This window comes from Parafrankia sp. EAN1pec (assembly GCF_000018005.1).
Classification (GTDB): domain Bacteria; phylum Actinomycetota; class Actinomycetes; order Frankiales; family Frankiaceae; genus Parafrankia; species Parafrankia soli.
This window is the reverse complement of record NC_009921.1, coordinates 2,516,778-2,531,072: the sequence shown is the minus strand read 5'-3', so window position 1 is coordinate 2,531,072 and position 14,295 is coordinate 2,516,778. Positions and strand designations below refer to the sequence as shown.

The 14,295-nt window shown below is 73.2% G+C and carries 12 protein-coding genes and 1 pseudogene; 4 read left to right on the top strand and 9 right to left on the bottom strand.

The annotated features are described in order from the left end of the window. Positions 1 to 47: 47 nt before the first annotated feature. The 4 genes from FRANEAN1_RS10360 to FRANEAN1_RS10345 are packed head-to-tail and all read right to left on the bottom strand — an operon-like array spanning position 48 to position 4,768. Positions 48 to 371, bottom strand: a complete 324-nt coding sequence (locus FRANEAN1_RS10360) for a hypothetical protein (RefSeq protein WP_041253963.1) — start codon at positions 369 to 371, stop codon at positions 48 to 50. Then, complete coding sequence (gene holA, locus FRANEAN1_RS10355) at positions 368 to 1,369, bottom strand: DNA polymerase III subunit delta (RefSeq protein ID WP_020459706.1); 1,002 nt, start codon at positions 1,367 to 1,369, stop codon at positions 368 to 370. Before holA ends, FRANEAN1_RS10360 begins: the two co-directional genes overlap by 4 nt. 1 nt (position 1,370) lies before the next feature. After that, positions 1,371 to 3,809, bottom strand: a complete 2,439-nt coding sequence (locus FRANEAN1_RS10350) for a ComEC/Rec2 family competence protein (protein ID WP_020459705.1) — start codon at positions 3,807 to 3,809, stop codon at positions 1,371 to 1,373. Beyond that, the gene (locus FRANEAN1_RS10345; RefSeq protein WP_020459704.1) at positions 3,809 to 4,768 is read right to left on the bottom strand and encodes a ComEA family DNA-binding protein; all 960 of its coding nucleotides are present in this window, start codon (positions 4,766 to 4,768) and stop codon (positions 3,809 to 3,811) included. Before FRANEAN1_RS10345 ends, FRANEAN1_RS10350 begins: the two co-directional genes overlap by 1 nt. Positions 4,769 to 4,964: 196 nt before the next feature. On the opposite strand from FRANEAN1_RS10345, the gene FRANEAN1_RS10340 reads away from it, so the two are divergent. Further along, a complete protein-coding gene (locus tag FRANEAN1_RS10340) occupies positions 4,965 to 5,528 on the top strand; it encodes a YceI family protein (RefSeq protein ID WP_041253962.1) in 564 nt (187 codons plus the stop codon). A gap of 40 nt (positions 5,529 to 5,568) precedes the next feature. Here the strand turns inward: FRANEAN1_RS10340 and FRANEAN1_RS10335 are convergent, their stop codons facing one another. From FRANEAN1_RS10335 to FRANEAN1_RS10325, 3 genes are all read right to left on the bottom strand, one after another. Further along, positions 5,569 to 6,414, bottom strand: coding sequence for a transglutaminase family protein (locus tag FRANEAN1_RS10335; RefSeq protein ID WP_020459702.1), 846 nt, complete (start codon positions 6,412 to 6,414; stop codon positions 5,569 to 5,571). Between the two features lie 67 nt (positions 6,415 to 6,481). Continuing rightward, entirely contained in the window at positions 6,482 to 7,426 is a 945-nt protein-coding gene (locus FRANEAN1_RS10330; protein WP_020459701.1) for an alpha-E domain-containing protein, read from the bottom strand. After that, positions 7,420 to 9,027, bottom strand: coding sequence for a circularly permuted type 2 ATP-grasp protein (locus FRANEAN1_RS10325; protein WP_041253960.1), 1,608 nt, complete (start codon positions 9,025 to 9,027; stop codon positions 7,420 to 7,422). The genes FRANEAN1_RS10330 and FRANEAN1_RS10325 overlap by 7 nt, the downstream gene beginning before the upstream one ends. Before the next feature lie 139 nt (positions 9,028 to 9,166). Here FRANEAN1_RS10325 and rfbB point away from each other — a divergent pair, with 139 nt between their 5' ends. From rfbB to FRANEAN1_RS43160, 3 genes and pseudogenes are all read left to right on the top strand, one after another. Next, positions 9,167 to 10,171, top strand: a complete 1,005-nt coding sequence (gene rfbB, locus FRANEAN1_RS10320; protein WP_041253959.1) for a dTDP-glucose 4,6-dehydratase — start codon at positions 9,167 to 9,169, stop codon at positions 10,169 to 10,171. Between the two features lie 60 nt (positions 10,172 to 10,231). After that, positions 10,232 to 10,384: pseudogene (locus tag FRANEAN1_RS43165) on the top strand (aminoglycoside phosphotransferase); the annotation flags it as partial. Positions 10,385 to 10,720: 336 nt separating this feature from the next. After that, positions 10,721 to 11,014, top strand: coding sequence for a DUF222 domain-containing protein (locus tag FRANEAN1_RS43160; protein ID WP_347177064.1), 294 nt, complete (start codon positions 10,721 to 10,723; stop codon positions 11,012 to 11,014). Positions 11,015 to 11,705: 691 nt separating this feature from the next. Here the strand turns inward: FRANEAN1_RS43160 and glgA are convergent. Both glgA and glgC read right to left on the bottom strand, forming a co-directional pair. Then, positions 11,706 to 12,893 carry a glycogen synthase gene (glgA, locus tag FRANEAN1_RS10305; protein WP_020459696.1) on the bottom strand — a complete coding sequence of 396 codons (1,188 nt, stop codon included), beginning with the start codon at positions 12,891 to 12,893 and terminating at the stop codon, positions 11,706 to 11,708. Between the two features lie 49 nt (positions 12,894 to 12,942). Next, entirely contained in the window at positions 12,943 to 14,184 is a 1,242-nt protein-coding gene (gene glgC / locus FRANEAN1_RS10300; RefSeq protein ID WP_020459695.1) for a glucose-1-phosphate adenylyltransferase, read from the bottom strand. Positions 14,185 to 14,295: the final 111 nt, after the last annotated feature.

Below are 14,295 nucleotides of genomic sequence, written 5' to 3'. Positions count from 1 at the left end.
GTCTTTGACGCGTCCCGGACGCCCCTACTCAACCAGTCCTCGAGTCGTCAGTCCTCGGGGTCAGCAGCCGGACCCAGCACCCGTTCGAGGTTCTCGGCATACGCCACCAGCGCCGCGACGGTGGCCGGCAGCACCAGCAGCACCCAGGCACTGGCCAGGTCCCCCATGGCGATCACCAGCGTCACCAGGGCGGTCACCGTGCCGAGCACGCCGCGCATCCAGCCCGCCGGGAGCACCCGCAGGCCGAGTATCCCCCCGGGCTGCACCTCGTAGTCGTCGTGGCCGGGCTCGTCTCGCTCGCTATGCCCTGGGCCGCCGTGCCCTGGGCCGCCGTGCCCTGGGCCGCGGTGCCGGCCCGCAGAGTCGTTCACCGCGCCCGCCCGGCGTACTCGCCCCGGCCTCGCGCCTGGGTGACCTCGTGGAGGAGCCGTTCCAGGGCGTACCCGGCGTCCACGGCGGCGCCCTTGACCCCGGCGTCGGCGACCGCGACCGCCCGGATCGCCCGGGCCAGCCCCGCGTCCGACCAGCTCCGGGCCGCGCGCTGGGCGCGCTCGACCTTCCAGTCCGGCATGCCGAGGGCCTTGGCGACGTCCCACTTGGACCCGCCGCCCACGGCGGACACCCGGGCGAGGTCACGCAGCCCGCCGGCGATGGCGCTGGTGACCAGGACGGGTGCCGTCCCGCCCTCGAGCGCCTGCCGCAGCAGGGTCAGCGCGCCGGCCAGATCGCCGGCGACGGCGGCGTCCGCGACCGCGAACCCGCTCGCCTCGGCCCGGCCCCGGTGGTAGCGGGCGACCGCCGACTCGTCGATCACCCCGGCGGTGTCGGCGACGAGCTGGTCGCACACCGCCGCGATCTCGCGCAGGTCACCGCCGACCGCGTCAAGCAGGGCACGGACCGCCTCGTCGGTCATCCGCCCGCCAAGCCGGCGGATCTCCGCGATCACGAAGTCGTGCCGGTCGCGCGGACGGGTGATCTTCGCCGCGGGCATGACCCGGGCGCCAGCCTTCTTCATCGCGTCGACGAGCTTGCGGTTCTTCACCACGCCGCTGTGGACCACAACGAGGACCACATCGTCGAGCGGGTGGGCCACGTAGGCCAACAGCGCGTCGCGCAGTTCCTCCGCCAGGTCGGCAGCACCCCGGACCACCAGCACCCGGCCACCCCCGAACATCGAGGTGGCGCCAAGATCGATCATGTCGGCCTCGGTCAGCTCGCCGGGTGACCGGTCGACCACCTCGACCTCCGGATCACGGGCCCTTGCCGCGTCGAGCACCTCCCGGACGGCACGTGCGACGAGGAGGTCCTCGTCGCCGCTCACGACGACCAGCGGTGGCGGGGCGGAGGGCGGCGGCACGTGGATCAGCATGTCACGAGCCGGCCCCGCCCCCTCGCGGGCCGGGCCGGCGAGCCACCGCCCGGACGCCACCGCCGGCCGTCTCGACGACGGCCACCGTGCCGTGCAGGTCGGTGCGGGCCACCGCCATCCCGGCCGCGCGCAGGCCGGCCAGCGTGCTCAGCGCGGGATGCCCGTAGGTGTTGTCGACGCCGACGCTGATCAGCGCCACCTCGGCGCCGGTCCGGGTGAGGAACTCCGGCAGCTGGTCCTCGGAGCCGTGGTGAGCCACCTTGAGCACGTCGACGGGCCCGAGACCACGCCGCGCCACCTGCCGCTGCTCCGGCGGCTCGGCATCCCCGGTGAGCAGTATCGTCACGCCGCCGACCGCCGCCAGGACCACGAGACTGGCGTTGTTCGGATCACTGGCCGTGCCCCGCAGGACCCGTTCCGGGCCGATCACCCGCCAGCGGACCGCTCCGGTCTCCCCCGCGGCGCCGGCGGTGACGGCCCGCACCGGCACGCCCGCCGCCCGCGCCGCGCGCTCGACCGCGTCCCACTGGTCGGCCGGCTCGGGCAGCGGGCTCACCACCAGTTCCCCCACCGGCAGCCGGCCCACCACCCCGCTGAGGCCGGCGGCGTGATCCGCGTGCAGATGGGTGAGCATGAGCAGCGGCACCTCGCGTACTCCGAGGTCATCCAGGCAGGCGGCGATCAGCGCCGGGTCGGGACCCACGTCGACCACGACCGCCGAGGCCGGCCCGGCGCGCAGGACCAGGCCGTCGCCCTGGCCCACATCGCAGGCAACGAGCCGCCAGCCGGGCGGCGGCCAGCCCGCCAGCCTCGGCAGCAGGAGCACCCGGGCCGCCAGCAGGCCCACCACCGCCGACACCAGCAGCCAGCGGGTCGGACGCCGGCGCGCCAGAGCCACCACCAGTACGACGCAGCCAAGCGCGGTGGCCGCCCCCGCGAGCCCCGCCGGCCAGCCGATCGTGGCCGCGGGGACACCGGCGGCCACGTCCGCGACCAGCACGAGCCAGTGGCAGGCCAGCCCCGCAAGCCGCGCGAGCAGCGCGGCGACCGGGTCGTTGACGGCGGCGACGGCCATCGCCGACACGCCGAGCACGGTGGCGGGCGCGACCGCCGGCGCCGCCACCACGTTGGCCGGGATCGCGACAATGCTGATGCCCCCACCGAGCCAGGCCAGCACCGGCGTACAGGCAAGCTGGGCGGCGGCGGCCACCGCCACGACCTCGCCGAGCCGGCCGGCCGCGCGGCCGCGCTCCAGCACGTCACTCCAGCCGGGCCCCCACACGATCATCCCGGTCGTCGCGAGCACCGACAGGGCGAACCCGGCCGACAGCGCGAACGCCGGATCCGCCATCACGACGGCGATGACCGCGGTGGCCAGCGCCGCCAGCACCGCGCGGGGCCGACCCGCGGCGAGCGCGACCAGGCCGACCAGTCCCATGGCTCCGGCCCGGACCACGCTGGCGGACGGCCGGGCCAGGATCACGAACCCGACGAGGACCAGGGCCGCGGCGACCGCCCTGGAGCGGGCCCCGAGCCGGAGCCGCCCGAGCAGGAACAGCACCGTCCCCGCGGTAATCGCCAGATTGGCGCCGGACACCGCGGTCAGATGGCTCATCCCGGCGGTGCGAAAGTCGTCCTTCAGCCCGGGATCAAGGCCCGAGGTGTCACCGACGACCAGTGCCGGCAGCAGCCCGCCGGCGGGCTGGGGCACCACGTCGGCGGCGTCCCGTAGGCCGGCCCGCAGCCACCCGGCGGCCCGTTGCACGGCGTCCGGGCGCCCCTGTGCCCGTGGCGGTGCCCGGACGAACAGAACCGTCGCGATCGTGTCGCCCGGACCCGCCGGCGCCAGCCCGGCGCGGACGCCGAGCCGCTGCCCCGGCAGGTAGTTCGCGAGATCCGAGCCGCGCCCCACCAGGAGCACGGGCACAGAGGCCCGCAGCCGGCAGCCGGGTCCGGTCACGGCCTCGAGTCGAGCCCGGGCGGTGACCGTCGGCCCCTCCCGCGGGCCCGAAGTGGCAGCCGGCGCCGCCGCCGCCGAGATCTTCGGGTCGTCGCTCAGGACGACCTCGGCGTTGACGGTCCGGTGGGCCCGGGCCATCTCGGCGAGCGGGCCGGTGAACCGGGGCCGCGCGGCCGCCCCGCCCACGAGAACCCCGGCCGCGAGGAACGCCAGGGCGACGAACGCCACCAGCGCTCCCGGCCGGCCGAGCCGGCCGCCGGGACCCTGATGCAGCGCGATCAGCACCCCCACCGGGCACGCACACAGCACCATGCCGGCGGCGCCGAGAAGCACCGACCCGAAGCCCCAGTACCCCGCCGCGGCCGCCCCGCCCCAGACCGCGACGGCAGGACCGACCAGGCGGAGGTCCAGCCGACCGCCACTCGCCGCATCGGAGCCGCTCGGCAGGCCAAGCCCGGTCTCCATCGCGACGGCGACCATCAGGCCGTCACCAGGGGCAGCAGGTCCGCCAGCCGCCGGTCACCGACACCGGAGACCTCACCGAGCTGGTCGGGCGAGGTGAAGGGCCCGTTCGCCGCCCGCCAGTCGATGATCCGCTGGGCCAGCACGGGACCCACCCCGGGCAGGGCGTCGAGCTGTTCCACCGTGGCGGTGTTCAGATTCAGCGGCCGGCCCGCCGAACCAACCGCGGAACCGCCGGCCGAACCGGCTGACGCCCCGGAGGACGAGCCGCCACCGGCCGCCTCCGGAGGCGGCGGGGCGGGACCCGGCCGCCCGTCGACGAGGACCTGCTCACCGTCCGTGAGGACCCTGGCCAGTGCCAGCCCCGTCGTGTCGGTGCCGGGCAGCACACCGCCGGCCCGCTCCACGGCGTCCACGACCCGGGATCCGGCCGGCAGGCGCACGACCCCGGGGCGCGCCACACGGCCGGCGACGTCCACGACGACCTCCGGCGCCGCGGTCGGCGCCGCCTCGCCCGACGCCGGCTCCGCCGGGTTCCGGGCGAGTTCCGCGGCCGCGGTCGCGGACCCGCCTGGCCCGCGCGCGGACTCACCGGGCCCCGAATCACCGACCGCCGCCGCGCTCGGCTGGAGGGCCACCGGCCGGTCGCGCCAGGTCAGCCAGCCGGCCACGGCCGCCGCCGCGACGGCGACCGACACCAGCACCAGCGCCGCCCGGGCCGTCGGGGCGAGCACCGCGTCGCGCAGCGTCGGCGGGAGGCGAGCGGCGACGGCCCGCCGCACCCGCGAGCCGCGAGTGTCCGCCCGCCCCTCGTCCCGTACCCCGTCGTCACCCCAGTCCCCGCCGTCCCAGGCCCCGCCGTCCTGATCCCAGCCATCCGGGTCGCCGCCGTCCGGGTCGCCGCCGTCCAGGCCGGCCAGCGGCCAGTCGTCACCCCGGTCATCACCCCGGGACAGATGCGAGGAGCTTCGAGTCATGCACGCAAGGTAGGAGCTGGGAGGGTTCGTCCGAGCCGATGCGGAGCGGATGTGGACGACCGGTTCTCATCCACAGGCACGCGGGGCGCAGGGAGATGGAATGACCCGCCGTTCACGTTGGTTGCGCACGCAAGTAACGTGCACGACGGCACCACCCAGCAGCCCCGGTCTCAGCTCACACTCCGAGGAGAACACGATGACCGCTCCCGCTCCCGTCCTGGCCGACCTCACCGGCACCTGGACGCTCGACCCCGCGCACACCCGGATCGGCTTCGCCGCACGCCACGCGATGGTCACGACGGTCCGCGGGCAGTTCACCTCCGTGCAGGGCACCCTGGAGCTCGACGGCGCGAACCCGACCGCGTCCACCGCGTCGGTGACCATCGACACCGCCAGCTTCGACACCGGCGTCGCCGACCGCGACGGGCACGTGAAGTCGCCCGACCTGCTCGACGTCGCGCAGTTCCCGACCATCACCTTCGTCAGCACCGGCGCGAAGCTCGGCAAGGACGAGGACAGTTACGTCCTCGCCGGCGACCTCACGATCCGCGGGGTGACCCGGCCGGTCGAGCTCGCGATCACCTTCGAGGGCAGCTCCAAGGACCCGTTCGGCAACGTCCGGGCAGGTTTCACCGGCACCACGAGCATCAGCCGCAAGGACTTCGGCCTCACGTACAACGCCGTTCTCGAGACGGGTGGCGTGCTCATCAGCGACAAGGTCAAGATCGAGCTGGACGTCTCGGCCATCAAGTCCTCCTGACCGCCCAGGTCCTCCCGACCGCCCGGCTCACCAGCGCCGCTCAGCCCAGGCGGGTCACCGAGACGGTCACGCCCAGGGACGTCGAGGCACCACCGGAGTACACGCCGAACATCGGTGGGACGTCGTTGTAGTCCCGCCCGCGGGCGACCACTACATGCTGCTCGCCCGCGGGCACGCCGTTGGTCGGGTCGAAGCCCCACCACTCACCCAGCCAGCCCTCGACCCAGGCATGGCTCTGCCCGCTGACGGTCTCGCCCACCGCGGCGTCCGCCGACGGGTGCTGATAGCCCGACACGTAGCGGGCCGGCATGCCGGCGGCGCGCATCAGGACGAGCGCCAGGTGGGCGAAGTCCTGGCACACGCCCACCCCCTGCTGCCACGCCTCGACGGCCGAGGTGCGCACCTCGGTCGTGCCAGGCTGGTAGCGCAGCTTCTCCCGCACCCAGTCACCGACCGCGGGCAGGAAGTCCGCGGGGGTGTTGGCGGCGGCGAGCTCGCGGGCGGCGGCCAGCAGCTCCGGGTGCTCCGGTGTCGAGACGGTGGGCCGGACGAACTCGACGAACCGGTCCGAGACGCGGTCATCGGTGAGGCCGTCCCAGCCGGGGACGTCGGTGGGCCGCGCCGGCGCGGGCGCCGTCTGCACGACCGAGCGCCCGGTGACGATCAGCTCGGTGTGCGGGGTGTGCAGGTCGAACGCGGTGACCTGGGTCCCCCAGTAGTCCCAGTAGCGGTAGGTGGACGAGGACGGCTCGGTGCGGACGGTAGCCTCGAGTGTGAGCTGCCGGTCCCCGGTCTGGGGGATGATCCGGGCCTCGTTGTACGAGGAGATCACCGGGCTGGCGTACCGGTAGCCCGTCGAGTGCTCGATCCGGATCTGCCAGCTCATCGTCGCCTGTCTCCCTTGTGTGCGGCGCTGCGCGCAGCTGTCGCCCGTTGCTGTTCTCCGCCCCTCGTCAGGCGGGCACCTCGCTCGCCCAGGTGCGCGGGCTGTCCCGGGCGAAGTACCGGGTGGTGACGGCCGCGCTGACCGCCGAGCAGGTCCGTTGCAGGGCGGCCAGCAGGTCGGGCATCTCGGCGACGAGCTCGTCGATGCTGCGGAACTCCAGCTCGGTGCGGGCCCGCCCGACGGTGCGCCGGGCGGCGTCGTCCACGGTCGCCCGGACCAGGCCGCGGCTGGTGTCCAGCTCGGCGAGGATCTGCTCCGCGAGCGCCAGCGACCAGTAGATCGACCGCGGGAAGAGCCGGTCCAGCAGCAGGAACTCCGCGACCCGGGCCGCGTCCACCGCCCGCCGGTAGGTGCGCAGGTAGGCCTCGTGCGCGCCGCACGAGCGCAGCAGGCTGACCCAGCTCTGCGAGCTCGGGTCGTCGCTGATGCTCGACGACAGCAGCCGGGCGGTCATGTCGACCCGCTCCAGGCTGCGCCCGAGCACCAGGAAGCGCCAGCCGTCGTCGCGCGCGAGGGTGGCGTCGACCAGTCCGGCCAGCATCGCCGTGCGTTCCCGCACGTAGCGGAAGTACACGTGCGGACCCATCCGGCGGGCGAGCTCCTCGGTGTGCGGCAGGTCGTTCCAGGTCACGTTCAGGCACTCCCACACGTCACTGGAGACCACGACACGGGCACCGCGGGCGTTCTCCCGCGCCGCGGAGAGCGACCCGCGGATGCTGGAGGCGTTCGCGGCCTCGTAGGCGAGCACCTCGGTGACATGCCGGGAGTCGGCGGGGCCGGACCGGTCGGCGACGCCCATCACGGCGAGCAGCTCGGCCCCGGCCGACGTCTCGTCCAGCCACGGGTCCTCGAGCACCCGATGGACGTGGACGTCCAGGATGCGCGCGGTGCACTCGGCCCGCTCCGCGTAGCGGCCGATCCAGAACAGCGACTCCGCGATGCGGCTCAACACAGCCCGTCCCCCTGCTGGTTCTGCTGCTGGTTCTGCTGCTCGGACTGCTGTTGCTGCTGCTCGTCGGACGAGTGCGGGCCGAGGTCGGGCCCGGCGGCGACCGACGGCGTCAGGCCCGGCCGCCGACGCAGAAGCGCGGCCCCCTCCGGACCGACCCGCTCGGGGGCGAGCACCCAGGTGTCCTTCGAACCGCCGCCCTGGCTGGAGTTCACGACCAGGCTGCCGCGGGGCAGCGCGACCCGGGTCAGCCCGCCGGGCAGCACCCAGATCCGGTTCCCGTCGTTCACCGCGAACGGCCGCAGGTCGACGTGGCGCGGCCCGAGGCGGTCATCGGCCAGGGTCGGGGAGGTCGACAGCTTCACCACCCGCTGTGCGATCCACCCGCGCGGGTCGGCGAGCACCCGCGCGCGCAGCGCGACCAGCTCGGCCTCGGTCGCCTGCGGGCCGATCACGATCCCCTTGCCGCCGGAGCCGTCCACCGGCTTGACCACCAGGGACTCGAGGTTGTCCAGCACATGGGCGCGCTGGTCCGGGTCCTCCAGCCGGAAGGTGTCGACGTTGCCGAGCGCCGGCTCCTCACCGAGGTAGTAACGGATGAGGTCCGGGACGTAGGTGTACATCAGCTTGTCGTCGGCGACCCCGTTGCCGACCGCGTTCGCGATCGTCACGTTCCCAGCCCGGGCCGCGTTGAGCAGCCCCGCGCAGCCGACCATCGACTCGGGACGGAAGTGCAGCGGGTCGAGCCAGTCGTCGTCGACCCGGCGGTAGACAACGTGCACCGGCTGGTCACCCTCGGTGGTGCGCATCGTGACCCGGTTGTTCCGGACGGAGAGATCCCGGCCCTCGACCAGCTCCACGCCCATCTGGCGGGCCAGCAGCGCATGCTCGAAGTAGGCGGAGTTGTACACGCCCGGGGTGAGCACCACGACGGTCGGGTCGGCGACCTCCGGTGGCGCCGCCGCGCGCAGCGCGTGCAGCAGGTGGGTGGCGTAGTCGGCGACCGGGCGCACCCGGTGGGTGGAGAACAGCTCCGGGAACACCCGGGTCATCGCGCGCCGGTTCTCGATGACGTAGCTGACCCCGGACGGGACGCGGACGTTGTCCTCGAGCACCCGGAAGTCGCCGCGCTCGTCCCGCACCAGGTCGATGCCGCTGACATGCGCGCGGACGCCGTTCGGCGGGTCGATGCCGTGCGCCGCACGGTGGAAGTGCGAGCTGGACAGCACCAGCCGGCGGGGCACGATGCCGTCCGCGAGGACGTCGGCACGCCCGTAGACGTCGTCGAGAAACGCCTCGAGCGCGCGCACCCGCTGGGTCACGCCCCGCTCGATGACGTCCCACTCGTCGCAGGAGAGCAGCCTGGGCACCAGGTCCAGCGGGAACGGCCGCTCCTCGCCGAACAGGTTGAAGGTGATGCCGGCGTCCCGGAAGGCACGGTCGAGCGCGATCTTGCGGGCCGCGAGGTCGGAGCTGCTCAGCGGCTGCAGCGCGTCGTGCAGGGCGGTGTACACCTCCCGGGGGCGATGCGCCGCGTCGAAGACCTCGTCCCAGGCGGCCGCTGCCGCGACCTCCACCGGATACCCCTCGAAAAGGTCCGCCACGCGGAGGAGCGTAGGTGCTCCGTGTTACCTGCGAATGTCGTCGTGACCGCGCCCCTGCCCCCGGTCCGCGCCGGCATGGGGAAGTATGTAGGCGCGACCGATGCGACGACGCACCGAACGACGCACCGAAAGGCGAACGATGACCACTCTGCTGGTGACCGGGGCCGCCGGTTTCATCGGGTCCAACTTCGTCCGGTACTGGCTGGGGACGCACCCCGGCGACCGCGTGATCGCGCTCGACGCGCTGACCTACGCGGGCTGCCGGGAGAACCTCGCCGACCTCGAGGACGGGATCACGTTCGTCCACGGCGACATCCGTGACCGTGAGCTCATCGAGTCCACGCTGCGCGAGCACCGTGTGGACGTCGTGGTCAACTTCGCCGCCGAGTCCCACAACAGCCTGGCGATCATCCGTCCCGGCGAGTTCTTCTCCACCAACGTCATGGGCACGCAGACCCTGCTGGAGGCCGCGCGGACCGTCGGGGTCGCCCGCTTCCACCAGATCTCGACCTGCGAGGTCTACGGCGACATGGACCTCGACGACCCCGGCGCCTTCACCGAGGACTCCCCCTACCTGCCGCGCACGCCGTACAACGCCGCCAAGGCCGGCTCGGACCACGCCGTGCGCTCCTACGGTTTCACCTACGGCCTGCCGGTGACCATCACCAACTGCTCGAACAACTACGGGCCGTTCCAGTTCCCGGAGAAGGTCATCCCACTGTTCGTGACCCGGGCGCTGCAGGGCCAGTCACTGCCGCTCTACGCCTCCACGAAGAACCGGCGGGAGTGGCTGCACGTGGTGGACCACTGCCGGGCCATCGAGGCGGTGCTCGAGCGCGGCACGGTGGGTGAGACCTACCACGTCGGCTCCGGCATCGAGGCCGACATCGAGACCATCGCCGACCTGATCCTCGGCGAGCTGGGCCTGCCCGCCTCGCTGAAGACGATCGTGCCGGACCGTCCCTCCCACGACCGCCGCTACCTGCTGGACTCCGGCAAGCTACGCACGACGCTCGGCTGGGAGCCGCGGATCAGCTTCGCGGACGGGATGAAGGCCACCATCGGGTGGTACCGGGACAACGAGGCGTGGTGGCGTCCCCTGCTCGGCCGCTCCCCCGTCTCGGAGACCGCCTGGCAGAGCTGACCCTCCCGAGCGGAGATGGTGAGCAGGTGCTCACCCTGTAGTTACCTGGGGCAACCGGAACCGGTGGACCAGCCGGCGCCCTACACGGTCCTCATCGACCGCCCCCGTTTCGACTGGCTGCTTGTTATGGAGGACGTGCGGACACGCGGCGGCGACACCCGGGACGCGACCCGACCGATGACGGTCGAGCAGGTCGCGAACGGCCGGCGTGGGCGCGGACCTGGGCACCTACCGAAGGTTTCCTCGGCGCTGCGGGAACGGGTCCCGAAAGGATGGAGCGGGCCGGGAAGGCTCGGAAAAGGCGTCATGATCGGCTATGTCGGGGGCGTCGCTGGTGTCCCTGGCCGGCTCGCAGCCCCGGGCCGGCTCGCGGCCCTCTGGCCACCAGCGGGTTCCTGACCAGCGGGGACGAAAACTGTCGGTGGCGGATGCGAGCCTGCTCGTGTCCGCTGATCGACGACACCCCTGGGCCCGATGATCACAGTGATCGAACAGGTACCTTCCCCGACAGCCGCGTCCCCCACGCCTGACATCGGCCTGACGCCGAGCATGGACCTGATACCGGGCCTGGACGCGCAGACCACGCCGCTGGCGGATCTCGAAACCGCGATCTGCGGATGGGCAGGGCGGCTCGCCGCTGCGACCTACAGCTGGCTGGTCCTCCTCTCCGCCTTCGAACGGCGGGGCGGCTGGTCGGGCGTCGGGCTGCGCTCATGTGCGCACGGGCTGTCCTGGCGCTGCGGAATCGGGCTGCGTGCCGCCCGGGAGCACCTGGCCACGGCCCGCGCCCTCGAACAACTCCCCGCGGTGCGGGCGGCGTTCACCGACGGAGCGGTCTCCTAACGGAGCGGTCTCCTATTCGAAGGTCCGGGCGATCACCCGGATCGCCGACCCGACCACCGAGCTACTCTGGCTCGAGCACGCCCTGCACTGCACCGCAAGCCAGCTGGAACGCCTCGTCCGCACCCTCCGCCAGGCCACCACCGACCCGGACGACCGCGCCAGGACGCAGGCGGCCCGGCAGGTCTCCTGGCGCACGGACGACAACGGCATGCTGCACCTGACCGCGGTCCTGCCTCCCAACGAAGGCGCCCAACTCATCACAGCACTCGTCGCACTCGTCGCACTCGCCGAAGGATTCCTGCAACAGCCAGCTCCCAGGCTGACCTCACCCACCCACACGATCACCGTGCACATCGACGCGACCACCCTGCTCGACACCACACAGCCACACCCCCCACAGCCCGGGCCCGGGCCCGGGTCGCGTGCGGAGATCTCACCCGCGACCGGCCTGTCCCCCAACAGTCCTGCGCCGACTCGGTCCGGGCGGATCGTCGCCCTGCTCCCGACGGCCGCGCCCTCGACCCCGCACCACCCACCAACCCCGGAGCCCGACCCGCCTCGGTCCTCGTCCAAGCCACGCGGCACGTGGCGCCGGACGCGATCGCCACCCGGGACGGCGGCCCGTTCCACCTGGCCGAATCGGTCCGTGCGCTCCTGCGGGATCACGCCGCGTGAGCCGCTACCTGCCCGTTCAACCGGAGCTGCCGGTGACCTTCTCGTAGAGGCGGGCGGTACGCTCGGCCACCGCGGGCCAGCCGAACTCGGCGACGGCGCGGTCCCGCCCCGCGCGGCCCATCGCGGCGGCGCGCCCGGGGTCGGCGAGCACCTCGTTGATCGCGGCTGCCAACGCCGCGGGGTCGTCCGGTGGCACGAGCAGGCCCGTCTCGCCGGACGCGACGACCTCGGGGATGCCGCCGACCCGGGAGGCGACCACGGCCGTACCGCAGGCCATCGCCTCCAGGTTGACGATGCCCAGCGGCTCGTAGACGGACGGGCAGACGAACACCGTCGCGCGCGACAGGAGCTGGATCACCTCGGGCTTGGCGAGCATGCCGGACAGCCAGACCACGCCGTCGCGGCTGGCGCGCAGGCCGTCCACCAGCCCGGTGACCTCGGCGAGCTGCTCGGGGGTGTCCGGAGCGCCGGCGCAGAGCACGAGCTGCGCGGACGGGTCGAGCCGGGCCGCGGCCCGCAGCAGCACGGGCAGCCCCTTCTGCCGGGTTATGCGCCCGACGAAGACCACCGACGGGCGATCAGGGTCCACGCCGTACCGCTCGAGGACGTCGGTGCGGTTGTCCGGGGTGTACTCGTCGGTGTCGATGCCGTTGCGGATGACATGCACGCGCCCGGGGTCGACCTCGGGGTAGGCGTCGAGGATGTCGGCGCGCATGCCCTCGCTGACCGCCACCACGGCCGCCGCGGCGGAGATCGCCACCCGCTCGCACCACGACGACAGCCGGTAGCCCCCGCCGAGCTGCTCGGCCTTCCACGGTCGGCGCGGCTCGAGCGAGTGCGAGGTCATCACGTGCGGGATGCCCTGCACGAGGGACGTCAGATGCCCGGCGAGGTTGGTGTACCAGGTGTGGGAGTGCACGACGTCGGCACCGCCGGCACGGTCCACCGCCGCCGCCATCGACAGGTCCATCGAGGCGATCCGCAGGGCGTCGTTCGCCCCGTCGAGCGCCGGCCAGGGCCGGTGCGCCTCGACCGCGGCCGTGCTGGCTGCGCCGGCGGTGCCTGAAGCTGGACGCGGGTCACCTTCGCAGTGCACGGTCAGGTCGACCAGCCGCGCCAGCTCCCGCGCGAGGTACTCGACGTGCACCCCGGCGCCGCCGTAGACATCCGGCGGGTACTCACGTGTGAACAGCGCGACCCGCATCCGTTCCTCGGCCCTTCGCTCGGTTCCGCCCATGGTCCGCCGGAGCGGATCAGTCCGCTATCGTGACGCCCTTGCCGACCACGGTGACGCCGGCCTCGCTGACCTGGTAGCCACGGGCGCGGTCGTGCTCCTTGTCCACCCCGACGGTCGCGCCCGGGGGGACGACCACGTTCTTGTCGAGGATGGCGTCGCGGACCACGGCGCGCCGTCCGATGACGGAGTTGTCCATCACGACGGCGTTCTCGACGACCGACCACGAGTTCACCCGGACGCCCGGGGACAGCACGGAGCGGCGCACCGCGCCACCGGAGATGATCACACCGTTGCTGACGATGCTGTCGGTGGCGACACCGACCCGTCCCGGCGTGTCGTGCACGAACTTCGCCGGGGGGACGGACGGCGGGACGTTGGTGTAGATCGGCCAGTCCCGGTTGTAGAGGTTGAAGACCGGGTCGAGCGCGCACAGGTCCATGTGCGCGTCGAAGTAGGAGTCCAGGGTGCCGACATCCCGCCAGTAGCCGTGGTCGCGCTCGAGCGCCCCGGGCACCTGGTTGGCGGCGAAGTCGTAGACGGCGGCCGTGCCCTGCTCGACCAGCATCGGGACGATGCTGCCACCCATGTCGTGGACGCTCTCCGGGTCGGCGGCGTCGGCGCGCAGGGCGTCGATGAGCACGTCGGTGGTGAACACGTAGTTGCCCATCGACGCGAAGATCTCGTCGGGGCTGCCCGGCAGTCCCGGGGGGTCGGCCGGCTTCTCCAGGAACTCCGCGATGGTGACCCCGTCATCCGCGGTGCGGATCACCCCGAACGCGCTGCCCTCCGACCGGGGGACGCGCAGCCCCGCCACCGTGACCCCGGCGCCGGTCTCCAGATGCTGGGCGACCATCTGGCGCGGGTCCATCCGGTAGACGTGGTCGGCGCCGAAGACGACGACCACGTCGGGGGCCTCGTCGTGGACGAGGTTGAGCGACTGGTGGATGGCGTCCGCGCTGCCGGCGAACCACTGCGGGCCGAGGCGCTGCTGGGCGGGCACCGGCGTCACGTAGTTACCGAGCAGGTTGCTCATCCGCCAGGTGGTCGTGATGTGCCGGTCCAGGCTGTGGCTCTTGTACTGGGTCAGCACGGCGATCCGCAGGTAGCCGCCGTTGACCAGGTTCGACAGGACGAAGTCGACCAGGCGGTAGATCCCGCCGAAGGGCACCGCGGGTTTCGCGCGGTCGGCGGTCAGCGGAGCCAGGCGCTTTCCCGCGCCACCCGCCAAGACAAGACCCAGCACCCGCGGGCTGCGCATACTTCGGCCCGGCTCCCCGTGATCGACCCGAATCCGGGACGGATCCGCCCCGGCACGGACCGGATGACCACACCCGAACATGTGCCCAGGCTGTGTGCATTCCGGTCATCT